Origin of the sequence: Streptomyces sp. SolWspMP-5a-2, assembly GCF_900091845.1 — a bacterium.
Lineage (GTDB): Bacteria > Actinomycetota > Actinomycetes > Streptomycetales > Streptomycetaceae > Streptomyces > Streptomyces doudnae.
This window is the reverse complement of sequence record NZ_FMCI01000085.1, coordinates 20026-42007: the sequence shown is the minus strand read 5'-3', so window position 1 is coordinate 42007 and position 21982 is coordinate 20026. Positions and strand designations below refer to the sequence as shown.

21 protein-coding genes are annotated in these 21982 nt (G+C 73.4%); 7 read left to right on the top strand and 14 right to left on the bottom strand.

Annotated features, from left to right (window positions below):
- Position 1: 1 nt before the first annotated feature.
- The 3 genes from GA0115242_RS08170 to GA0115242_RS08160 form a co-directional block, all read right to left on the bottom strand.
- On the bottom strand, positions 2 to 451 hold the full coding sequence (locus GA0115242_RS08170) for a nucleoside deaminase (protein WP_093826078.1): 450 nt from the start codon (positions 449 to 451) through the stop codon (positions 2 to 4).
- Positions 452 to 558: 107 nt separating this feature from the next.
- Complete coding sequence (locus GA0115242_RS08165) at positions 559 to 2475, bottom strand: AMP-dependent synthetase/ligase (protein ID WP_093826075.1); 1917 nt, start codon at positions 2473 to 2475, stop codon at positions 559 to 561.
- 253 nt (positions 2476 to 2728) lie between these two features.
- Positions 2729 to 4015: an acetyl-CoA C-acetyltransferase gene (locus GA0115242_RS08160; RefSeq protein WP_093826073.1), complete on the bottom strand. Its 1287-nt coding sequence runs from the start codon at positions 4013 to 4015 to the stop codon at positions 2729 to 2731.
- 88 nt (positions 4016 to 4103) lie between these two features.
- Here GA0115242_RS08160 and GA0115242_RS08155 point away from each other — a divergent pair, with 88 nt between their 5' ends.
- Together GA0115242_RS08155 and GA0115242_RS08150 are read left to right on the top strand one after the other, a co-directional pair.
- On the top strand, positions 4104 to 5405 hold the full coding sequence (locus tag GA0115242_RS08155) for a 3-oxoacyl-ACP reductase (protein ID WP_093826071.1): 1302 nt from the start codon (positions 4104 to 4106) through the stop codon (positions 5403 to 5405).
- Positions 5406 to 5644: 239 nt separating this feature from the next.
- The gene (locus GA0115242_RS08150; protein WP_370672256.1) at positions 5645 to 6481 is read left to right on the top strand and encodes a MaoC family dehydratase; all 837 of its coding nucleotides are present in this window, start codon (positions 5645 to 5647) and stop codon (positions 6479 to 6481) included.
- On the opposite strand, the gene GA0115242_RS08145 is transcribed toward GA0115242_RS08150, so the two are convergent.
- The 6 genes from GA0115242_RS08145 to GA0115242_RS08120 all read right to left on the bottom strand — a co-directional run bounded on the left by GA0115242_RS08145 (position 6442) and on the right by GA0115242_RS08120 (position 10603).
- Complete coding sequence (locus tag GA0115242_RS08145; protein WP_093826067.1) at positions 6442 to 7146, bottom strand: TetR/AcrR family transcriptional regulator; 705 nt, start codon at positions 7144 to 7146, stop codon at positions 6442 to 6444. The genes GA0115242_RS08150 and GA0115242_RS08145 overlap by 40 nt on opposite strands.
- A 50-nt stretch (positions 7147 to 7196) precedes the next feature.
- Complete coding sequence (locus GA0115242_RS08140) at positions 7197 to 7520, bottom strand: DUF4229 domain-containing protein (RefSeq protein ID WP_093826065.1); 324 nt, start codon at positions 7518 to 7520, stop codon at positions 7197 to 7199.
- 82 nt (positions 7521 to 7602) lie between these two features.
- Positions 7603 to 8127, bottom strand: coding sequence for a GNAT family N-acetyltransferase (locus tag GA0115242_RS08135; RefSeq protein ID WP_093826063.1), 525 nt, complete (start codon positions 8125 to 8127; stop codon positions 7603 to 7605).
- 4 nt (positions 8128 to 8131) lie between these two features.
- The gene (mqnE, locus tag GA0115242_RS08130; protein ID WP_093826061.1) at positions 8132 to 9295 is read right to left on the bottom strand and encodes an aminofutalosine synthase MqnE; all 1164 of its coding nucleotides are present in this window, start codon (positions 9293 to 9295) and stop codon (positions 8132 to 8134) included.
- Positions 9296 to 9333: 38 nt separating this feature from the next.
- On the bottom strand, positions 9334 to 9789 hold the full coding sequence (locus GA0115242_RS08125; RefSeq protein ID WP_093826059.1) for an Lrp/AsnC family transcriptional regulator: 456 nt from the start codon (positions 9787 to 9789) through the stop codon (positions 9334 to 9336).
- 121 nt (positions 9790 to 9910) lie between these two features.
- Positions 9911 to 10603, bottom strand: a complete 693-nt coding sequence (locus GA0115242_RS08120) for a UbiX family flavin prenyltransferase (RefSeq protein WP_093826057.1) — start codon at positions 10601 to 10603, stop codon at positions 9911 to 9913.
- A gap of 90 nt (positions 10604 to 10693) precedes the next feature.
- On the opposite strand from GA0115242_RS08120, the gene GA0115242_RS08115 reads away from it, so the two are divergent.
- Positions 10694 to 11299: a rhomboid family intramembrane serine protease gene (locus GA0115242_RS08115; protein WP_093826055.1), complete on the top strand. Its 606-nt coding sequence runs from the start codon at positions 10694 to 10696 to the stop codon at positions 11297 to 11299.
- A gap of 9 nt (positions 11300 to 11308) precedes the next feature.
- Here GA0115242_RS08115 and mqnP read toward each other — a convergent pair whose 3' ends face one another.
- Together mqnP and GA0115242_RS08105 are read right to left on the bottom strand one after the other, a co-directional pair.
- Complete coding sequence (mqnP, locus tag GA0115242_RS08110) at positions 11309 to 12211, bottom strand: menaquinone biosynthesis prenyltransferase MqnP (RefSeq protein ID WP_093826053.1); 903 nt, start codon at positions 12209 to 12211, stop codon at positions 11309 to 11311.
- On the bottom strand, positions 12208 to 13659 hold the full coding sequence (locus tag GA0115242_RS08105) for a menaquinone biosynthesis decarboxylase (protein ID WP_093826051.1): 1452 nt from the start codon (positions 13657 to 13659) through the stop codon (positions 12208 to 12210). The genes mqnP and GA0115242_RS08105 overlap by 4 nt, the downstream gene beginning before the upstream one ends.
- 88 nt (positions 13660 to 13747) lie before the next feature.
- Between GA0115242_RS08105 and GA0115242_RS08100 the strand changes: the two genes are divergently transcribed.
- Entirely contained in the window at positions 13748 to 14116 is a 369-nt protein-coding gene (locus GA0115242_RS08100) for a PLD nuclease N-terminal domain-containing protein (protein ID WP_093826049.1), read from the top strand.
- A 24-nt stretch (positions 14117 to 14140) separates the two neighbouring features.
- Here GA0115242_RS08100 and GA0115242_RS08095 read toward each other — a convergent pair whose 3' ends face one another.
- Positions 14141 to 14785 carry a class I SAM-dependent DNA methyltransferase gene (locus GA0115242_RS08095; RefSeq protein WP_093826107.1) on the bottom strand — a complete coding sequence of 215 codons (645 nt, stop codon included), beginning with the start codon at positions 14783 to 14785 and terminating at the stop codon, positions 14141 to 14143.
- A gap of 185 nt (positions 14786 to 14970) precedes the next feature.
- Positions 14971 to 15174: a cold-shock protein gene (locus GA0115242_RS08090; RefSeq protein WP_007490911.1), complete on the bottom strand. Its 204-nt coding sequence runs from the start codon at positions 15172 to 15174 to the stop codon at positions 14971 to 14973.
- 294 nt (positions 15175 to 15468) lie between these two features.
- Between GA0115242_RS08090 and GA0115242_RS08085 the strand changes: the two genes are divergently transcribed.
- Positions 15469 to 16317, top strand: a complete 849-nt coding sequence (locus GA0115242_RS08085) for a menaquinone biosynthetic enzyme MqnA/MqnD family protein (RefSeq protein ID WP_093826048.1) — start codon at positions 15469 to 15471, stop codon at positions 16315 to 16317.
- Between the two features lie 112 nt (positions 16318 to 16429).
- Entirely contained in the window at positions 16430 to 20905 is a 4476-nt protein-coding gene (locus GA0115242_RS08080; RefSeq protein ID WP_093826046.1) for an FtsK/SpoIIIE domain-containing protein, read from the top strand.
- A 323-nt stretch (positions 20906 to 21228) separates the two neighbouring features.
- Here the strand turns inward: GA0115242_RS08080 and GA0115242_RS08075 are convergent, their stop codons facing one another.
- Positions 21229 to 21489: a WXG100 family type VII secretion target gene (locus GA0115242_RS08075; protein ID WP_093826044.1), complete on the bottom strand. Its 261-nt coding sequence runs from the start codon at positions 21487 to 21489 to the stop codon at positions 21229 to 21231.
- Positions 21490 to 21692: 203 nt separating this feature from the next.
- Here GA0115242_RS08075 and GA0115242_RS08070 point away from each other — a divergent pair, with 203 nt between their 5' ends.
- Positions 21693 to 21953 (top strand): WXG100 family type VII secretion target, encoded by a 261-nt coding sequence (locus GA0115242_RS08070; protein ID WP_093826042.1) that lies wholly within the window; start codon positions 21693 to 21695, stop codon positions 21951 to 21953.
- Positions 21954 to 21982 lie beyond the last annotated feature (29 nt).

Sequence of the window (21982 nt, the reverse complement as noted above, 5' to 3'; positions counted from 1 at the left end):
GTCACTCGCCGATGTCCTCGCGCCACAGCTCCGGGCGCTCGGCGACGAAGCCGCGCATGAGGGCGACGCACTCCGGGTCGTCCAGCAGCACGATGCGCACCCCGTGATCGGCGAGCCAGCCGTGCCCGCCGCTGAAGGTGACGGCCTCGCCGATCACCACCCGGGAGATCCCGAACTGCCGTACCAGGCCCGAGCAGTACCAGCAGGGCGAGAGCGTCGTCACCATCGTGGTGCCCCGGTAGGAGCGCTGCCGTCCGGCCGCCCGGAACGCGGCGGTCTCCGCGTGCGCGGACGGGTCGCCGTCCTGGACGCGCCGGTTGCGGCCGCGGCCCAGCAGGGTGCCGTCCGCCGCGTACAGGGCCGCGCCGATCGGGACCCCGCTCTCGGCGAGCCCGGCGCGCGCCTCCTCGACGGCGGTGGCGAGCCACGCCCGCTCCGGTGTCTGCTCCATGTCGTCCCTCTCCTGCCGCCCGGACCCCCGCGTGCTGTCCGGAAACTACCCCCTCGCCCCACGGGGCGGCGGCGCCGACACCGCCGGGGCCCGCGCCGGGTGCCGTCTCACCGTCCCGCGTACAGCGCCTCCACCTCGGCCGCGAAGTCGTTCAGCACGGCCTCCCTGCGCAGCTTCATCGACGGGGTCAGGTGGCCGTCGGCCTCGGTGAGGTCGCGGGGCAGGACCGCGAAGCGGCGGATCGACTCGGGGCGCGAGACGAGCTTGTTGGCGTCGTCGATCGCACGCTGCAATACGGCGTTCAACTCCACGTCGTCGAGGAGGAGTTCGGCCGGTACCGGATGCTTGCGGTTCATCCGGCGCCAGTGGGTGAGCCCCTCCGGGTCGAGGGTGAGCAGCGCGCAGACGTAGGGACGGCGGTCGCCGACGACGACGCACTGGGAGATCAGCGGGTGCTGGCGCAGCCAGTTCTCCAGCGGCGCCGGAGCCACGTTCTTGCCGCCCGCGGTGATCAGGATCTCCTTCTTGCGGCCGGTGATGGTCAGATAGCCCTCGTCGTCCAGGTGCCCGATGTCGCCGGTCGGGAACCAGCCGTCCGCCGACGCGGGCACCACCCGGCCCGCGTGCGGGTCCCAGTAGCCGCGGAACACCTGGCCGCCCGCGAGCAGCACCTCGCCGTCGGACGCGAGCCGCACCCGGGTGCCGGGCATCGGCCAGCCCACCGTGCCCAGGCGGGGCGCGAGCGGGGGCGTGCAGGTGGCCGCGCCGGTCGACTCGGTGAGCCCGTACCCCTCGTAGATCTCCAGGCCGGCGCCCGCGTAGAAGGCCGCCAGCCGCCTGCCCAACGGCGAGCCCCCGCAGACGAGTTGGCGCACCCGTCCGCCCATGGCGCTGCGGATGCGGCGGTAGAGCAGCGGGTCGTAGAAGGCGCGGGCCGCCTTCAGCGCGGCGCCGGGACCCGGGCCGGTGCCCGCGCTGCGCGCCTCCACCGCCTCGCCGTACCGCACGGCGACCGCCGCCGCCCGGTCGAAGACGGCTGCCCGGCCGCCGGTCTCCGCCTTCGCGCGGGCGTTGTTGTAGACCTTCTCCAGCATGTACGGGATGGCCACCAGGAACGTCGGCCGGAAGGTGCCGAGGTCGGCGAGCAGGTCCTCGGAGGCCAGGCTCGGCGCGTGCGCGATCCGCACCCTGGCCCGCACGCAGGCGACGGCCACCATCCGGCCGAAGACGTGCGACATCGGCAGGAACAGCAGCGTCGACGCCTCGTCCGACGTCCTCGACCTGAAGACGGGGTAGAGGAGTTCGACCGCGTTGTCGACCTCGGCGAGGAAGTTGCCGTGGGTGAGGACGCAGCCCTTGGGGCGCCCGGTGGTGCCGGAGGTGTAGACGAGCGTGGCGGGCGTGTCCGGCACCAGCATCCCGCGCCGCACCGAGACCTCCTGGTCCGGCGTCCGCCGCCCCGACTCGGCCGCCCGGTCCAGGTGCCCCTTCTCCATGACCCACAGGTGGCGCAGGTCGGGCAGCCGGTTCAGCTCGGGCCCGAGCGCCGCCGCCTGCGCGGCCGTCTCCGTCACCAGCGCCACCGCCCCGGAGTCCTGGAGGATCCACCGGGTCTGGAACACCGACGAGGTCGGGTAGATCGGCACGGTGACCAGGCCCGCCGCCCACGCCGCGAAGTCCAGCAGCGTCCACTCGTAGACGGTCCGCGCCATGACGGCGAGCCGGTCGCCCGGCACCAGCCCCTCGGCGATCAGCCCGCGCGCCAGCTCCGCCACCTCCTGGGCGAACGCGGCCGCCGTCACGTCGGCCCAACCCCCCTGCTCCGTACGGCGGCTGAGGACGCGCGCGTCGGGCGCCTCGGCCGCGTTCCGGAACGGCAGGTCGGCGAGCGAACCGTGGGTGGGCGGCGCGACCAGCGGCGGTACGGACACCTCGCGCACCACGCCGTCCAGCCGCCGTATCTCGGGCTCCACGAGCCGGGGCGCACCGTCGTGGTCGTACGCGGCGGGAAAGGACACGGACATGGGCAACTCCAGTGGCGTGCGGCTCGGTTCCGCTCTGCCGAGGTGGTACGTGCGGTTCGTACCGAGTCGTTCACCGGTGACGCGCGGTGGCCGCGCCACCCCCGGTCGTGACGGCGATCGTACGGCGCCGGGGCGGTGGGCGGGTGTGGGTTGGGCAAGAGTCCGGCGCCGGGCCTGTGCAGCCCGGCGCCCCCGTCCGGGGCGCATGCCGACGGGTCCCCGTGTCCCGGTCCGCTCCGGGCCGCCGTGCGCCTCAGTCGCGTTCCAGGACCGCCGTCACTCCCTGGCCGCCCGCCGCGCAGACCGAGATCAGGCCGCGGCCGGGGGCGTCCCGCTCGGCGAGCAGCGCGGCCAGCGTCGCCACGATCCGGGCGCCGGTCGCGGCGAACGGGTGGCCGGTGGCCAGCGAGGACCCGGCCACGTTCAGCCGCTCCCGGTCCACCGGGGCGAGGCCGCGCTTCTCCCAGGCCGCGAGGGTCGCCAGCACCTGGGAGGCGAACGCCTCGTGCACCTCCACCAGATCGAAGTCGGCCATGGTGAGCCCGGCCCGCTCCAGCATCCGCGGGACCGCGTACGCCGGGGCCATCAGCAGCCCGTCCTCGCCGCCGCCGACGTCGCCGTGCGGGAAGTCGACGGCGGCCGTCTCGTACGCGCTCAGGTACGCCAGCGGCGCGAGGCCGCGTTCGCGGGCCCACTCCTCCGACGCCAGCAGCACGGTGGCCGCGCCGTCGGTGAGCGGCGTCGAATTGCCCGCCGTCATCGTCGGATCGGGGGAGTCAAGGCCGAACACCGGCTTGAGCTTGGCCAGTTGGGCCGGGGTCGAGCCCGGCCGCAGGTTCTGGTCGCGGGCCAGACCGCGGAAGGGCACCACCAGGTCCTGGAAGAAGCCCCGTTCGTAGGCGGCCGCGAGCCGCTGGTGGCTGGTGGCGGCCAGCGCGTCCTGGGCCTCCCGGGTCACGCCCCAGGCGCGGGCGGTGACGGCCGCGTGCTCGCCCATGGAGAGCCCGGTGCGCGGCTCGGCGTTGCGCGGGATGTCCGGGACCAGGTGGGCGGGCCTGATCCGGGCCAGCGCCCTGATCCTGGCCCCCGCCGACTTCGCCCGGCGCGCCTCGAGCAGAATGCGCCGCAGCCGGTCGTTGACGCCCAGCGGGGCGTCGCTCGCGGTGTCGGCGCCGCCCGCGACGGCCGACTCGATCTGCCCGAGCGCGATCTTGTTGGCGGCGGCGATCACCGCCTGGAGCCCGGTGCCGCACGCCTGCTGGAGGTCGTAGGCGGGGGTGCGGGAGTCCAGCGCCGAGCCGAGGACCGTCTCCCGGGCGAGGTTGAAGTCACGGCTGTGCTTGAGCACCGCCCCGCCGGCGAACTCGCCCACCGCGCCCGGTTCCTGGAGCCCGTACCGCGCCACCAGGCCGTCCAGGGCGGCGGTCAGCATCTCCTGGTTGGAGGCGGTGGCGTAGGCGCCGTCCGAGCGGGCGAAGGGGACACGGCTGCCGCCGATCACCGCGACGCGTCGGGCCACCGGCCGCTGCACGGGACTCATCTCGACCTGCTCCTCACCGTTGACCTACACTTACCTTCGGTAACCTTACTCCAGAGTAAGCACGTTGAGTCCGAGCGGGGAGACACGCATGGCCGACCGTTATCTGAGCTTCACCGGCACCGCGCCCGGCCGCCTGCTGACCCGGCGGCTCGGCCTGCCCCGGCCCGTGCCGCTCAGGCGCTGGTCGGCCGAGCACCCCGCGCTGGACGGCCGCACGCTGCACCTGACCGCGGGGAGGTCCGCCCTCGACCTCGCGCCGGTCCTCGCCCGCACCGGCCCCGGCGGCGGCACCGGCGCCCCCGCCGCCGTCGTCCTCGACGCCACCGGGGTCCGCGACACCGACGCCCTCGCCGAGGTCCACGCCGCCCTGCACCCCGTCGTCCGGTCGGTCGCCGCCTGCGGACGCGTCGTCGTCCTGGGCTCGCCCCTCGACCCGGACGACCACCACCAGTCCGCCGCCCAGCAGGCCCTGGAGGGCTTCACCCGCTCCCTCGGCAAGGAGATCGGCGGCGGCAGGACCGTCAACCTCGTGCGGCTCACCGGGGCGGACGCCGCCGAGTCCACCCTCCGCTTCCTGCTCTCCCCCAAGTCCGCCTACGTCAGCGGCCAGGTGATCGCCGTCGGCCCCGGCGAACCCGACCCGCCCGCCGACCCCGAGCGCCCCCTCGCCGGCCGCACCGCCCTGGTCACCGGGGCCGCCCGGGGCATCGGCGCGGCCGTCGCCGAGACCCTCGCCCGCGACGGCGCCCGGGTCGTCGTCCTGGACGTGCCGCAGGCCGGGGCCGACGCCCGCGCCCTCGCCGAACGCCTCGGCTCCACCGCCCTCGCCCTCGACATCACCGCCCCCGACGCGGGCGCCCGGATCGCGGACGCCCTGCCCGACGGGCTCGACGTCCTCGTCCACAACGCGGGCATCACCCGCGACCGGCGGCTGGTCAACATGCCCGCCGAGCGCTGGAGCCAGGTCGTCGACGTCAACCTCGGCGCCGTCCTGCGCACCACCGACGCGCTGCTCGCCGCGGGCGCCCTGCGCGACGGCGGCCGGATCGTCGCCACCGCCTCCATCGCGGGGCTCGCGGGCAACGCGGGACAGACCAACTACGGCACCGGCAAGGCGGGTGTGGCCGGCCTGGTCCGCGCCCTCGCCCCGCACGCCCTCGCCCGGCACGGGGTGACCGTGAACGCGGTCGCGCCCGGCTTCATCGAGACCAGGATGACGGCCGCGATCCCGCTGTTCCTTCGCGAGGCGGGCCGCCGCATGAACTCCCTCTCCCAGGGCGGCCTGCCGATCGACGTCGCCGAGACGACGGCCTGGCTCGCCCACCCGTCGTCCGGCACGGTCAACGGCCAGGTGGTGCGGGTGTGCGGCCAGAGCCTGCTGGGCGCGTAGCCACCACCCCGGGGACGGACGACGGCACCCGCCCGGCCCGCCGCCGGACCCCCCGGGCCCGCCGCCCGCGCGGACCCACCGTCCCGGTACCGCCCGAGTCCGTCCCCGTCCCCGCCCGAACACCTCGCCCCCGACCCGCCCGAACGTCCGTCCCCGCCCCGCCGACCCGCCCGCCCCTTCGACGCCCCGAACCGGACGCAGGATCTTGTAGGAGCCCGATGCCCGTCACCCTCGCCCGAATGCCCGCACTCGCCCCCCTCCTCGCCCGCGGTGCCCTGCTGTCGCCCCTCAAGCGGCCCCGGGCGGGGGACCGGTTCCCGGACGACTGGCTCGTGCTGCCCGAACTCCGGCTCGACCTGGCCAGGTTGGCCGCCTACGAGCGCGTCTGCGGCTTCGCCACCGGGGAGGACGCGCTGCCCCTGACCTACCCGCACGTGCTCGGCTTCCCGCTGGCCATGCGGCTGATGAGCGCCCGCGCCTTCCCGCTGCCGCTGCTCGGGCTCGTCCACACGGCGATCGACGTCACCCGCCACCGCCCGCAGCCCGCCACCGGCGTGTACGAACTCGCCGTCCGCGTCGACGGGTTGCGACCGCACCGGCGCGGCACCGAGGCGGCGGTGACGACCGAGCTGCGGACGGCGGGGGACGTCGTCTGGGAGTCGCGGAGCACCTATCTGGCCCGGCACGCGACCGCGCCCCCGAAGACCCCGGACGCGCCCGGCGCCCGGCGGCCCGACCCCCGCGCACCCCTTCCGGCCCGCGCCGACTGGCAGTTGGGCGCGGACGTCGGACGCCGCTACGGCGCGGCCTCGGGCGACCGCAACCCCATCCATCTGCACCCCCTCACCGCCCGCCTGTTCGGCTTCCCGCGCGCCGTCGCGCACGGCATGTGGACGGTGGCCCGCTGCCTCGCCGCGCACGGCGCCCCCGAAGCGGTGCGGATGCGCGCGCAGTTCAGGGCCCCGGTGCTGCTGCCGGGCCGGGTGACCTACGCGGCGGACGCCGGACGCTTCGAACTGCGCGGCGGCGACCGCGTTCACCTCGTCGGGGACGTCTCCGCGCTCCCGCCGGTCTGACCCCGGTCCTGCGCGTCCTGGTCCGGCTCGGGCGGTGACCAGGGGCGGCCGTCCATCAGGTCGCCCAGACCCGCCCACGCGAAGTTCATCAGGGTGGCCGCCGCCTGCCGTGCCGTGGTCCCGGGGGTGGCGTTGGCCCACGCGGCGAGCGACTCGGCGGCCCCCACCAGGGCTTCGGCGAGCCCGGCGACCTCACGCCCGGGGAGGTGCGGGTCGCGGTGCGCCTCCCGGGCCGCATCCACGATCAGCTGCGTCACGAAGACGACGATCTCCTCGCGCATCGCCGTGACGACGGCCGCGAACGGCTCCCCGTGGGTGCGCGCCTGGAGGTGCAGCACCGCCCAGCCGTCCGGGTTGCGGGAGGTGTGCGTGAAGAACGCGTCCAGCCCTTCCCACAGTTGGCGGTCGGCGGGCAGCTCCCGGCGGACCCCGGCCCGCACCGCCTCGACCAGCGCTTCGGCCTCCCGGCGGATGCACGCGGTGAAGAGGGATTCCTTGGAGTTCAGGTACAGGTACACCAACGGCTTGGAGACGCCCGCGAGTTCGGCGATCTCGTCCATCGACGCGGCCATGTAGCCGCGCCGACCGAAGATCCGCACGGCGGCGTCCAGCATCTGCTGCTCACGGACCGCCCGCGGCATCCGTTTGGTCTTCACGGCACCCATGAGGGCAAGGGTAGTTCGGCCGCCCTCCGGACGGCCTGCCTGCTACGGGCTCAGGACGCCTGGCCCCGCGCGGGAGCGGCGGTCTCCTGGCGCGCGCGCACCGGCTCGTCCTCGCCGTCCTCCTGGCTGCGGTTGGCCTCCAGGTTGGCCTTGGCCCGGTCCACCCGCTCGACGATCCGCACCGAGGCGCGGTCGCGCTCCTTGCGCAGCACCACGAAGCTGATCGGGGCGGAGAGCACCAGGGCGAGCAGCACGACCCACATGCCGTTCGAGGCGCCGAGACCGCGCGGCACGACCTCGGAGTAGACGAGGCCCCAGACGACCACGAGGCAGCCCGCGAAGATCCCGAGGCGCATCAGCGTGTAGCGGAGCATCTCAACCACTCCTCCAATTCCAGACAAAGGCGATGTCCAGTGAAGCACGCCGCCCCCGCGGCCCCGGAGGCGGGTGCACGGCTCAGGACAGCGGCAGGAGCATGATGACGTCGTCCCGGTCGTCCCCGGGGGCCACCCGGATCGCGTCCGGGACCCGGCCGACCTCCTTGTAGCCGCAGGAGGCGTAGAACCGCTCCAGACCGAGGCCGCCCCGGCAGGTGAGCCGGACCGCCTCGACGCCCTCGATGGCGCGGGCCGCGTCGGCGGCGGCGGCCAGCAGGTCGCGGCCGTACCCCTTGCCCTGGTGGCGCGGGTGCACCATCACCGTGTAGAGCCACAGCCAGTGCCGCATCAGCCGGTGCGTGTTCAGGGTGAGGAACGCGGTCGCCACGACCTCGCCCGTGCCGTCCCGGCCGACCAGCAGCCGGGTGCGGCCCTCGACCATCGCCGTCAGGTGTCTGACCAGCTCGGGCCGGATGTCGTCGGGGCCGACCGGCGGCACGAAACCGACCGAGCCGCCCGCGTTGGACACGTCGGCCCAGAGCGTGAGCACCTGGTCCCGGAGGTCGCGGGAGACCGCCGGGTCCAGTTCGAACGTCAGCGCCACCGGATCACACCCGCATCGGCTGGGGCGCGTCACGGCGGGCCGGGTCGGCACCGTCGTACTCGCGGATGATCTCGTACCGGGTGTTGCGCTCCACCGGGCGGAAACCGGCGTCCCTGATGAGGTCCAGGAGGTCCTCACGGGTCAGCTTGTTCGGGGTGCCGTAGTTGTCCGCGTCATGGGTGATCTTGTACTCGACGACCGAGCCGTCCATGTCGTCCGCGCCGTGCTGGAGGGCGAGCTGCGCGGTCTGGACGCCGTGCATCACCCAGAAGACCTTGACGTGCGGGACGTTGTCGAACAGCAGCCGGGAGACGGCGAACGTCTTCAGCGCCTCGGCGCCGGTCGCCATCTGGGTGCGGGCCTGGAGCCGGTTGCGGACCTTGCCGTCCTTCATGTCCACGAAGTCGTGCTGGTAGCGCAGCGGGATGAAGACCTGGAAGCCGCCGGTCTCGTCCTGCAGCTCGCGCAGCCGCAGCACGTGGTCCACCCGGTGCCTGGGCTCCTCGATGTGCCCGTACAGCATCGTGCACGGGGTCTTCAGACCCTTCTCGTGCGCGAGCCGGTGGATGCGCGACCAGTCCTCCCAGTGGGTGCGGTGGTCCACGATGTGCTGCCGGACCTCCCAGTCGAAGATCTCGGCGCCGCCGCCGGTCAGCGATTCGAGACCGGCGTCGATCAGCTCGTCGAGGATCTCCGACGCCGACAGGCCCGAGATCGTCTCGAAGTGGTGGATCTCCGTCGCGGTGAACGCCTTGAGCGAGACGTCGGGCAGCGCCGCCTTCAGCTCGCGCAGCGACCGCGGGTAGTACCGCCACGGCAGGTTCGGGTGCAGGCCGTTGACGATGTGCAGCTCGGTGAGGTTCTCGCTCTCCATCGCGGTGGCGAGCTTCACGGCCTCCTCGATGCGCATCGTGTACGCGTCCTTCTCGCCCGGCTTGCGCTGGAACGAGCAGTAGGCGCAGGACGCCGTGCACACGTTGGTCATGTTCAGATGACGGTTGACGTTGAAGTGGACCACGTCACCGTTCTTGCGGGTCCGCACCTCGTGGGCGAGCCCGCCGAGCCACGCCAGATCGTCGGACTCGTAGAGGGCGATGCCGTCCTCACGGGTCAGCCGTTCACCGGAGCGGACCTTCTCCTCCAGCTCGCGCTTGAGCCCGACGTCCATACCCATACCTTTCGACGACAACGCGGCCAACGGTACGCCTACACCTCGTCGGGCAGCTCGCCGACCCGGTTCTCCCACTTGGTGGACAGCACCACCGTGGTACGGGTCCGCGAGACGCCCCTGGTGCCGCTCAGCCGCCTGATCGTGCGCTCCAGACCGTCGACGTCGGTGGAGCGCACCTTGAGCATGAAGGAGTCGTCACCGGCGATGAACCAGCAGTCCTCGATCTCCGGCAGGTCCTTGAGCCTCCGCGCCACGTCCTCGTGGTCGGCCGCGTCCGAGAGCGAGATGCCGATCAGGGCGATGACCCCGAGCCCGAGCGAGGCCGCGTCGACGGTGGCCCGGTAGCCGGTGATGACCCCGGCCGCCTCCAGCCGGTTGATGCGGTCGGTGACGCTCGGTCCCGACAGGCCGACCAGCCGCCCCAGCTCCGCGTACGAGGCCCGTCCGTTCTCTCTCAGGGCCTGGATGAGCTGCCTGTCCACCGCGTCCATGCGATCGAAGCCTTCCGCTGGAGATTCCTTGAAACGAAACGACGAGAGGTGCTGCGGGTGTTGCGGGTGGTGCCTGGGGGCGGGAGGGGACCGGGGCGGGAGGGGCGCCCGGCCGGGGCGGTCACCGCTCGGCCGCGTCCGCCGACCCGCCGCCCAGCTCCCCCTTCCAGCGCCGGTACAGCCGGTGCCCGACCCCCGCCGCGTCCAGCACCCGCCCGGCGACGAAGTCCACCAGGTCCTGGATGTGGGTGGCGCCCGCGTAGAAGGCGGGCGAGGCCGGCACGACGACGGCGCCCAGGTCGTCCAGGGTGACCAGGTGCCGCAGCGTCTGACCGCCCAGCGGGGTCTCCCGGACGGCGACCACCAGCGGCCTGCGCTCCTTGAGGGTGACGCTCGCCGCCCGCTGGAGCAGGTCCTTGGAGAGCCCGAGGGCGACGCCCGCCACGCACGCGGTGGAGGCCGGCACGACGAGCATCCCCTTCGCGGGGTACGACCCCGAGGACGGCCCGGCGGCCAGGTCGCCCGCGCTCCAGTACCGCACCCGCGCCAGGTCCACCCCGAACGAGCCCGGCTTGCCGTCGGCGCCCAGGGACAGCCACTCCCCGAGGTCCTCGTGCCAGTGCGCGTCCCGGAAGGGCAGGCCGGTCTCGTCGAGCAGGGTGAGCCGCGACGCCCGGCTGACCACCAGGTCGACGTCCTCACCGGCGTCGAGCAGCGCCCGCAGCACGGCGGCGGCGTATGGGGTGCCGGAGGCCCCGGACACCCCTACGATCCAAGGCGTACGCGGCGCGTTTCCTGGCTTGAGCGGGTTCACACCCCCGAGCCTATCCGGCACCGGGGGAGGGGAACCGGCCAAGGGGCCGGTACGTTCCCCGGAGGGGACGAACGAGAAGCGGGGGGCGCCATGCGGGAGACCGGGCCGACCTGGTCCAGAACGGACCGCGCGCGGGCCGCGGCCCTGCTGATGGCGGGCTGGGTGGCGCTGCTGTGGCTGCTGGAGGCCGTCGACGCGCTCAGCGGCCACGCCCTCGACACCTTCGGCATCGTCCCGCGCGTCCCCGCCGAGCTGCTCGACGTGGTCCCGGCGGCCTTCGTCCACTTCGGCTTCGGCCACCTCGCCGCGAACACCGTCCCGCTGCTGGTCCTCGGCTTCCTGACGGCGCTCGGCTCCCTGCGCAGGTTCCTCGCGGTCGCCGCGTTCGTGATCGTCGCGGACGGTCTCGGCGTCTGGCTGATATCCCCGTCCGGCACCAACACGGCGGGCGCCTCGGGCCTGATCTTCGGCCTCTTCGGCTACCTGGTCGCCACCGGGCTGCTGCTGCGCCGCCCGCTGCCGCTGGCCGTCGCCGTCCTGATCACGGCGGTCTGGGGCGGCTCGTTCCTGCTCGGGCTCTCCCCGGCGCAGAGCGGCGTCAGCTGGCAGGCGCACCTGCTGGGCCTGGCGGCGGGCGTGGCGGCCGCGTTCGTCTTCCACGGCCGTCCCGTCCGGGCGGGCGCCCGGACGGCGTAGCCGCCCGGGTCAGAGGGTCAGGCCGCGCACCAGCAGGTCGGCGAGCGCGCAGACGAACAGGCTGATCCCGATGAACCCGTTGGTCGAGAAGAACGCCCGGTTCAGCCGGGTCAGGTCGTGCGGGCGCACGATGGTGTGCTCGTAGACGAACGCGCCCGCGACGATCAGCAGCCCGAGCCAGAAGAAGGCACCGGCGCCGGTGGCCAGCGCGTACCAGACGAACAGCGCGGTGGTGACGGCGTGGCAGCCGCGGGCGCCCCAGATCGCCGCCGGGATGCCGAACCGGGCCGGGACGGACCTGACGCCGATCTCGCGGTCCGTCTCGACGTCCTGGCAGGCGTAGATCAGGTCGAACCCGCCGATCCAGATGCCGACGGCGAGCCCCAGGATCACCGCGTCCCACGACCACTCGCCGGTGATCGCCAGCCAGCCGCCGATCGGCCCCATGGCCTGCGCGATCCCCAGGATGGCCTGCGGGAAGTCCGTGAACCGCTTGCCGTACGGGTAGACCACCATCGGGACCACCGCGACCGGCGCGAGCGCCAGGCAGAGCGGGTTGAGCAGCGCCGCCGCCCCCAGGAAGACCACCAGCGCGACCAGCGCGCCGGTCCAGGCGTGCCGCACCGACATCGCGCCGGTGACCAGCTCGCGCTGGGCGGTGCGCGGATTGCGGGCGTCGATCTCCCGGTCGATGATCCGGTTGACCGCCATCGCGAACGTGCGCAGCCCCACCATGCAGACGGTGACCAGCAGCAGCCGCGTCCAGTGGACGCTGCGGTCCACCTCGTACATCGCGGTGAGCGCGGCGATGTACGCGAAGGGCAGCGCGAAGACGGAGTGCTCGATCATCACCAGGCGCAGGAACGCCCTGGTCCGGCCCGGCGACGGGATCGCCGCTGACGCGCTGCTCACAGCCCGTACTCCTTCCACCGGCGGTCGACCTTCGCCGCCGTCTCCTCGTCGGAGAGGACCATCTCCGGCCATCCCCCGTCCCGTGCGTAGCCCTCCTCGGGCCACTTCCGCGTGGCGTCGATGCCCGCCTTGCCGCCCCAGAACTGCTGGTAGGAGGCGTGGTCCAGATGGTCGACGGGGCCTTCGACGACGGACAGGTCACGGGCGTAGTCGGTGTTGCCGAGCGCGCGCCAGGCGACCTCGTGCAGGTCGTGGACGTCGCAGTCGGAGTCCACGACGACGATCAGCTTGGTGAGGGACATCATGTGCGCCCCCCAGATCGCGTGCATGACCTTCTGCGCGTGCTTCGGGTACTTCTTGTCGATCGAGACGATCGCGCAGTTGTGGAAGCCGCCCGCCTCCGGCAGGTGGTAGTCCACGATGTCCGGCACGATGATCTTCAGCAGCGGCAGGAAGAACCGCTCGGTGGCCCGGCCCAGCGGCCCGTCCTCGGTCGGCGGCCTGCCGACCACGATGGACTGGAGCAGCGGGCGCCTGCGCGTGGTCACGCAGTCGATGGTCAGTGCGGGGAACGGCTCCTGCGGCGTGTAGAAGCCGGTGTGGTCGCCGAACGGCCCCTCGGGCAGCATCTCGCCGGGCTCCAGCCACCCTTCGAGGACGACCTCGGCCTGCGCGGGCACCTGGAGCGGCACGGTCTTGCAGTCGACCATCTCGATCCGGCGTCCGGAGACGAACCCGGCGAAGAGGTACTCGTCGATGTCGCCGGGCAGCGGCGCGGTGGAGGCGTAGGTGACGGCGGGCGGGCAGCCGAAGGCGATCGCGACCGGCAGCCGCTCGCCCCGGCGCGCGGCCACCTGGTAGTGGTTGCGGCTGTCCTTGTGGATCTGCCAGTGCATGCCGATGGTGCGCCGGTCGTGGCGCTGGAGCCGGTAGAGGCCGAGGTTGCGGATGCCCGACTCGGGGTCCTTGGTGTGGGTGAGGCCCAGGTTGAAGAAGGAGCCGCCGTCCTGCGGCCAGGTGAACAGCGCGGGGAGCCGGTCGAGATCGACGTCGTCGCCGGTCATGACGGACTCCTGGACGGGCGCGTCCTTCACCTTCTTCGGCGGGACGTGCGCCATCGCGCCGAGCTTCCCGAACGCCTCGCGCACCCCGACGAACCCGTGCGGCAGCTCGGGCCGCAGCAGGCCGCCGATCTTCTCCGAGATGTCGCCGTAGGACTTCAGGCCGAGCGACTTCAGCAGCCGTCGGTCGGTGCCGAAGACGTTCATCGCGAGGGGCATCGAGGAGCCCTTCACGTTCTCGAACAGCAGCGCGGGTCCGCCCGCCTTCTGCACCCGGTCGACGATCTCCCCGACCTCCAGGTAGGGGTCGACCTCGGCCTTCACGCGCTTGAGGTCGCCCTCGCGTTCCAGGGCCCGCAGCAGGGAGCGAAGATCGTCGTAAGCCATGTGCCCCAGTATCGGCCACCGGCTAACCTGGCCCGGTCACCGGGGCCGCCCCGGGCCGTATCCGTCACCCCGGGGAGAGCGTGCGCGCATGCTGAGATACCTGCCGTTCCTGCTGGCCCTGGCGTTGATGATCTATGCCTTCATCGACTGCCTGAACACCCCGGAGGAGGAGGTCCGCGGCCTGCCCAAGGTGGTCTGGGTGATCATCATCCTGCTCTTCGGCGAGGTGCTGGTGGGCCCGATCGTCTGGCTGATGGCGGGCAAGAAGCGCTCCGGCGGCGCGGGCGGGCGCGCGGGCGGTCCGCAGCGCTGGGTGGCGCCCGACGACAACCCCGACTTCCTGAAGTCCCTGGACAAGGAGCCGGGGGACGACACCGGGACCGGCCGACGCGGTACCGAGCCGCCCAAGGACGTCACCGACCCCCAGGGCGACGAGAAGGGCCCGCGCGCCGACTGAGGTCCGCGCCCGGCTCCCGCGCCGTCAGGTCCTGCGCAGGATCAGGGCGGCGTGCGGGGTGGTCTCGCCCCGTTCCTCCTCGGCCTCCCGGACCGTGCGGGAGACCGCGCGGAACCCGGCGGCGGTGAGCAGCGCGGTCATGTCGTCGGGACGGCGGCGCAGGAAGTCCAGGGCGACGGGGTGGCCGAAGGGCCGGTCGTGACGCCGGGGCAGGTCGCCGACCTGGAAGGCGATCAGCAGCAGCCCGCCCGGCGCGAGGACCCGGTGGAACTCGGCGAACAGCGCGGGCAGCCGTTCCGCAGGGGTGTGGATGGACGAGTACCAGGAGACGGCACCGGCCAGGGCGCCGTCCGGCAGCGCCAGCTCCAGCATCGACCCCCGCTCGAATCGGAGCCCCGGGTTCTCCCGGCGGGCCACGGCGAGCATCGCGTCGGACAGGTCGAGCCCGTGGACGTCGAGCCCGAGCCCGGCGAGGTACCCGGTGACCAGGCCCGGCCCGCACCCGAGGTCGGCGACGGGCGCCCCCGGCCCGACCAGTTCGGCGTAGCCGCGCAGCACGGCACGGTCCAGCGGCCGGGTGGCCAGGACGTCGTGGAACATCGCGGCGTACTCCTCCGCGACGGCGTCGTAGAAGGCACGGGTGGGGTCGAGGAACGCGGCGTCGGTCATGGCCGCGAAGGTAGCGCGGGCCACCGACAGCGGCGGGGCGGTGAGGAGGAAGCGGTCCGCCGGCAGGGGCGGGCGGGTGCCGGGAAAGGCAGGAGCCCCGTCGCCTTGCGGCACGGGGCTCCTTGGGTACTGCTTCAGATCCGGATCAAAGCATCAGGCTCATCGAGCCAGGAAGCCAAGACGGCTCAGACGGGGGTGACGTTCTCCGCCTGCGGGCCCTTGGGGCCCTGGGTGACGTCGAAGGAGACCTGCTGGTTCTCCTCCAGCGAACGGAAGCCGTTCGCGTTGATCGCGGAGTAGTGAACGAAGACGTCGGGGCCGCCGCCTTCCTGGGCGATGAAACCAAAGCCCTTTTCGGCGTTGAACCACTTCACGGTTCCGGTAGCCATAAGCCCTCCTTGGGCCCAAAGGGTTGCCCTGCTCCAGAACCTGCAAGTGTGAAAACGAGTGCCGCACATCTGCATACTTCTGAAAACGACTAGAGCCCGCGGTTACATGCTCCGCAGGCTCTGTACTGCAAGGGAAACCAAACTGCAACTTGCGGCGAGCCTAGCACGCGGGCAGCCGCGAGCGGTAGAGCTCAAGATCACGTCACCCGGACGTTTGACGGCCGGGCGTGGATTGACGGAGTCGACCCCGGGGCCGGGGCCTGGAGATTACCCCATAGGGTCTAGCCTCGCGATGTGGACAATTCTCGCACCCGGCCGCGCGTCGGCCACATCCAGTTCCTGAACTGCCTGCCCCTGTACTGGGGCCTCGCGAGGACCGGCACCCTCCTCGACTTCGAGCTGACCAAGGACACCCCGGAGAAGCTCAGCGAGCGGCTGGTGCGGGGGGAGCTGGACATCGGCCCCGTCACCCTCGTCGAGTTCCTGAAGAACGCGGACGACCTGGTCGCCTTCCCCGACATCGCCGTCGGCTGCGACGGGCCCGTCATGTCCTGCGTGATCGTCTCCCAGGTCCCGCTCGACCGGCTCGACGGTGCCCGGGTCGCCCTCGGCTCGACCTCCCGCACCTCGGTCCGGCTCGCCCAGCTCCTGCTGGCGGAACGGTTCGGCGTCCAGCCGGACTACTACACGTGCCCGCCCGACCTCAGCCTGATGATGCAGGACGCCGAGGCGGCGGTCCTGATCGGCGACGCAGCGCTGCGCGCCAACCTGCTCGACGGACCGCGCTACGGACTCGCCGTCCACGACCTCGGCGCGCTCTGGAAGGAGTGGACGGGGCTGCCGTTCGTCTTCGCCGTCTGGGCGGCCCGGCGCGACTACCTGGAGCGCGAGCCGGAGATCACCCGCAAGGTGCACGAGGCGTTCCTGGCCTCCCGCAACCTCTCCCTCGAGGAGGTCGGCAAGGTCGCCGAGCAGGCGGCCCGCTGGGAGGCGTTCGACGAGAGCGTCCTGGAGCAGTACTTCACGACCCTCGACTTCCGCTTCGGCGCCCCGCAGCTCGCGGCGGTCCAGGAGTTCGCCCGCCGCGTCGGCCCCACGACGGGATTCCCGGCGGACGTGACGGTGGACCTGCTGCGGCCGTGAGCCGGTCCGCGGCGCCGGGCGGGGGACGGGGCCGCCGCCCCGAGCCCGGCACCGTTAGTCTCCGTTAGCCGAAGTGTCGTATGCGGCCCACGGGGCCGACGGGAGGACGACCATGCGCTTGCTGGTCACGGTCGTGCGGGACGGCGGTGAGCCGCACGACGTCGTGATCGCGACGGACGACACGGCCACCGCGGGGGACGTCGCGGAGGCGCTCGGGGCGACGCTCGGGCACCCCGTGGAACGGACGGGGGACGCGGGGAACGTGGTCCGGCTGCCGGGCCGCGGCCCGGCCCCCGTGCCGGAGCAGGCCACCGGGACCCGGCCGCCGTCGCTGTGGGCGGACGGCGAGTACTGCGACCCCCTGGCCCCGGCCGCCACCGTCCTGCGCGACGGCGCGCGGGTCTCCGTCGACGACTCCATAGGCCCGCTGCTGCGCCGGGGCGAACCCGTCGGACGGTACGAACTGCGCATCGCGGGCGGCCCCGCGGCGGGCCGGGTGGTCCGGCTCGGCGTCGGCGCCACGACCGTCGGCTCGGCCCCCACCTGCACCCTGCCCGTCCCCGACCCGGCGCTGCCGCCGCTCGCGCTGCGGCTCACGATCGACATCGGGGGCGAGGCGCGGCTGACCGCCGAGGGCGGCGCGCAGGTGCTCCTCGACGACGAGGCCGCGCCACCCGGCACGCCCTGGCCGCTCGGCGGTGTCGTCCGCGCCGGTGACACGCTCCTCGTCCTCGACGAGGTCGGCGAACCCGACGCCCACCTCTCCCCGATGAGCGAGGGCGGCCTCGCCTACAACCGGCCGCCCCGGCTGTCCCCGCTCCGCCCCCGCCGCAGGCTCGTGGTCCCGGTGCCGCCCGCCAAGGGCGAACGGGCCAGGTTCCAGCTCCTGATGGCCGTCATGCCGCTGTTCTTCGGGCTCGGCATGTACGCCCTCACCCGGCAGCTCTACATGCTGGCGTTCTGCCTGATGAGCCCGCTGATGATGCTGGGCCAGTGGATCAGCGAGAACCGCGAGGGCAAGAAGAAGGACAAGTCCTCCCTGAAGCAGTACCGCAAGGACCTCGCCGAGCACGAGGTCCGGCTCGCCGCGCTCGGCAAGGAGGAGCAGCGGGCCCGCCGCGCCGACGCCCCCGACCCGGCCGAGGTCCTGCTCTTCGCCACCGGACCCAGGCGCCGCCTGTGGGAGCGCAGGCTCACCGACCCGGACGCGCTGCTGCTGCGGATCGGCACCGGCGGCCTGGAGTCGGACGTCGAACTCGTCCCGGCGCGCGGCGGGACCCTCACCGACGACGACCTCCCGCGGCCCCCCGTCCTGCCGGACGTCCCGGTCACCCTCCCCTTCGCCCGGCTCGGCGTCGTCGGCGTGGCGGGCGACCGGGCCCGCGCCCTGGCCACCGCCCGCTGGCTCACCGTCCAGGCCGCCGTCCTGCACTCGCCCCGCGACCTCTCCGTGGTCTCCCTCTCCGCCACCCGGGCCGCGGGCGCCGAATGGACCTGGGCGCACTGGCTGCCGCACACCAGCCCGGACCAGGGCCAGGACTGCGTCGCCCTGATGGGCTGCGACTCCGAGGGCATCACCCGCCGGGTCAGCGAACTCCTCACCGAACTCGCCCGCCGCAAGGCGGCCCGCACCCAGCAGAACGCCATGGGCCAGCTCTACCCCGACCCCGCCGTGCTGCTCGTCCTGGACGGCGCCCGGCTGCTGCGCCGGGTGCCCGGCATCCCCCAACTCCTCACCGAGGGACCGCAGTACGGCATCGTCGCGCTCTGTGTCGACGAGGACGAGCGGCTGCTGCCCGAGGAGTGCAAGGCCGTCGTCGCCTGGTCGCCCGACGCCGCCCACCACGTCCGCGTCCGCGGCTACGGCATGGAGGACGCCGGTGACGTCCTCGCCGACCAGGTGACCTCCGAGTGGTGCGAACTGCTCGCCCGCTCGCTGGCGCCGGTGCGCGACGTCAGCCGCGACGACGCGGACGCGGCGCTGCCCGCGTCGGCCCGGCTGCTGAACCTGCTCACCCTGCCCGACCCGACCGGCGCGGACGTGGAACGGGTCTGGCGCGCGGGCGGAGCCACCACGGCCGCGCCGATCGGTGTCGCCGCGGACGGCCCGTTCGTCCTCGACATCCGCCGCGACGGCCCGCACGCCCTGGTCGCCGGGACCACCGGCGCGGGCAAGTCGGAGCTGCTCCAGACGATCATCGCCTCGCTCGCCGTCGCCAACCGCCCCGACGCCCTCAACTACGTCCTCATCGACTACAAGGGCGGCAGCGCCTTCATGGACTGCGCCCGGCTGCCGCACACCGTCGGCATGGTCAGCGACCTCGACGCGCACCTCACCGAACGCGCGCTCGCCTCGCTCGCCGCCGAACTGCACCGGCGCGAGCGCATCCTCTTCGACGCCGCCGCCAAGGACATCGAGGACTACGACGACACCCGCAGGCTCCGCCCGGAGCTGGAGCCGATGCCCCGACTGGTGCTGGTGATCGACGAGTTCGCCTCCCTCGTCGCCGAACTGCCCGACTTCATCGCCGGGTTGGTCGACATCGCCCGGCGCGGACGCTCCCTCGGCGTCCACCTGGTGCTGGCGACCCAGCGCCCCGCGGGCGTGGTGAGCGCCGACATCCGGGCCAACACCAACCTGCGGATCGCCCTGCGCGTGACGGACGCCTCCGAGTCGCAGGACGTCATCGACGCCCCCGACGCCGGAGCCATCGCCAAGTCCACCCCCGGCCGCATGTACGTGCGCTCCGGCGCCCAGTCGCTGGTCGGCGTGCAGTCCGCCCGGATCGGCGGCCGGCGCCCGGCGACCGGTGCCGGCGGCCCCCGGGCCACCCTGCTGCCGCTGTCGTGGAACGCCTACAGCCGCCCCTTGCCCAAGCGGGAACAGGCCGACGACGACGGCACGATGGTCACCGACCTCGCGGTGCTCGTCGACGCCGTCCGCGACAGCGCCGCCCGCATGGGCTTCGGCGAGCAGCGCAGCCCCTGGCTGCCCCCGCTGCCCGAACTGGTCACCCTGGACGACGTCGCCGCCCACGCCGCCGGACCGGACGCCGGACGCGGCGACGACGTCGCGCCGATCCCGTACGGCCTCGTCGACCTGCCCGCCCGGCAGAGCCGCAGCCCGCTCGCGCTCGACCTGGTGCACGGCGAGCACACCCTGCTCCTCGGCGGCGCCCGCTCCGGACGCTCCACCGTCCTGCGCACCCTGGCCGGTTCGCTGGCCGGCGCCACCTCCCCGCACGACGTGCACGTCTACGGCGTCGACTGCGGCTCCAACGCCCTGCTGCCGCTGATGCGGCTGCCGCACGTCGGGGCCGTCGTCAGCCGGGACGAACCCGACCGGGTGCGGCGGCTGATCGACCGGCTGCTCGCCGAGATCGCCCGCAGACAGCGGCTGCTCGCCATGGAGGGCGCCTCCAGCGCCGCCGAGCAGCGGGCCTCGGCCGCGCCCGAGGAGCGGCTGCCGTGGATGGTGCTCCTGCTGGACGGCTGGGAGGGCTTCGCCTCGGCCTTCGAGAACTACAACTACGGCCAGCTCCTCGAGGCGGTGCAGCGCATCTTCCGCGAGGGGTCCGCCGTCGGCCTCAAGGTGGTCATGACCGCCGACCGCAGCGGGCTCAGCGGCCAGGTGTCGTCCGCGTTCGCCGACCGGCTCGTGCTGCGCTTCGCCGACCCGAACGACTACTCCACGGCCGGGCTCCAGCCGCGCGAGGTGCCGAAGAACATGCCGCCCGGCCGCGCCCTGCGGATCACCGACACCGGGGTGGACGAGACGCAGATCAGCCTGCTCGCCCCCGACCCGGCCGGACAGGCGCAGGTGCGCGCGCTGCGGGAGATCGCCGAGCAGGCGCGGGCCCGCCACCGGCGGATCCCGGCCGGCCGGCGCCCGCTGCGGGTGGACGCGCTGCCCACCCGCGTCACGGCCGCCGAGGCGCTCGCCCTCGACCCCGACTTCACGGTGCCCTCGCCGCTCTGGGCGCTCCTCGCCGTCGGCGGCGACGAACTGCGCCCCGTCGGCGTCGACCTGGAGGAGAACGGACCCGGGTTCGTCATCGCCGGACCGCCCAGGTCCGGCCGCTCCAGCACCCTGGTGACGGCGACCGAGTCGCTGCTGGCCTCGGGCGTCCCGGTGGTGCTGGTCACCCCGCGCCGCTCACCCCTGCGCGAGCTGGAGGGACGTCCCGGCGTCCTCGGCGTGCTCAACGCCGACAGCCGCGAGGACGACCTGGCCGAGCTGATGGGCAAGGCGCCGGACGGCTCCTGCGTCATCGTCGTCGACGACGCCGAACTCCTCTACGACACCAGCCTCGACGAGGCGCTGGAGGAGGTGGTCCGCAAGGCCGCCGACGGCGGGGTCGGGGTGCTCGTCGCGGGCTCGACCGACAGCCTCTCCGGGCAGTACCGGGGCTTCGCCGTCGAGGCCCGCAAGTCCCGCAACGGCCTGCTGCTCACCCCGCAGAGCCCCTCGGACGGCGAACTCCTCGGCGTCCGGCTCCCCGCGAACAGCGGCGGCGGCGCCGCGGGCACCGGCCTGTTCGTCACGGGCGGCTCGTTCACCCCGGTCCAGGCGGTGCTGCACGGGTGACGGGGGCGGGGTTGCCGGCGCCGGGGGGTGTCGAGGGGGAGCGACCGGCGGGGCGGTCCGCGTCGGTCGGTCGGTTCCCGCAGCTCCGGGCGTCGGTGAACGGTGACGGCGGGGGCGTCCATGTGACGCGGCCCGTTCCCGTCGGCCCCGGGGTCCTGAACGGGTGACGGCGCACGGCCCGCACCCGGGGGCCCGTTCGTGTGAACGGGCCCGCGCGGGCCGGGCCGTGAGCCGTGCGGCGGACGGGTCCGCGGGCGCCGCGGGGACGCCCGGCCGGGCCGGACACCCCCGGGTACGGCCCGGTCCGCGTGGATCGCCTGCGATCAGGTGGCGCGCTCGATGTTGTCCGCGCTCGTGTTGGACGACTTGCTGGCCTCGTTCAGCGTGTCGACCCACTTCGAGAAGGTCGGCTTCACGTCCTGCCAGTCCTGGCGGAAGCGCTCGGCCTTCGGACCCTTCCAGATGCTCTGGCTGCCGGACGTCTTCGAGTCGAGTTCCTTGATCAGGACCTGAAGGTCGTGGGCCTTCTGCTTGTAGAGCTTGGAAAGTTCCCGGAGTTGCTGAAGATCTGCACCGCGATCCATGGCGATCCTCCCCGTGTGATCAGTGACAAACGGACTGTCCGTTTGCACCAGTGGACGCTACCGCACCGCCCGTCACCGCCGTCCAGTGCCGCCGGGCATCCGACGGGCCGCCGCGCACAGGGTGTTCACGCCGGTCCCGGGCCAGATGGGGCGCCCGCACGCGTCGGTATGCTGCAACCGCCGAGAACACGGGGGAGACTGCTATGGCAAATCCAGACATACAGGAACTCAACCAGCGGGCCGGGCAGTTGAGGTCGCTCGCCGACCACATCGACTCGCTCGTCGACGCCGCGAAGAAGCACAGCACCACCGGGATGGGCTCCTGGGAGGGGCCGAACGCGGACAACGTGCGCGGCAGGCTGCGGAGTTGGCAGACGACGTGCGGCACTGTCGCGACAGCACTGCGCGAAGAGGCGCAGAAGGCCACGCAGGCCGCCAAGGACCTCCAGAACCCGAAGAAGTGAGCCGGCGCCCGACCGCCGCGCCGCGAAAG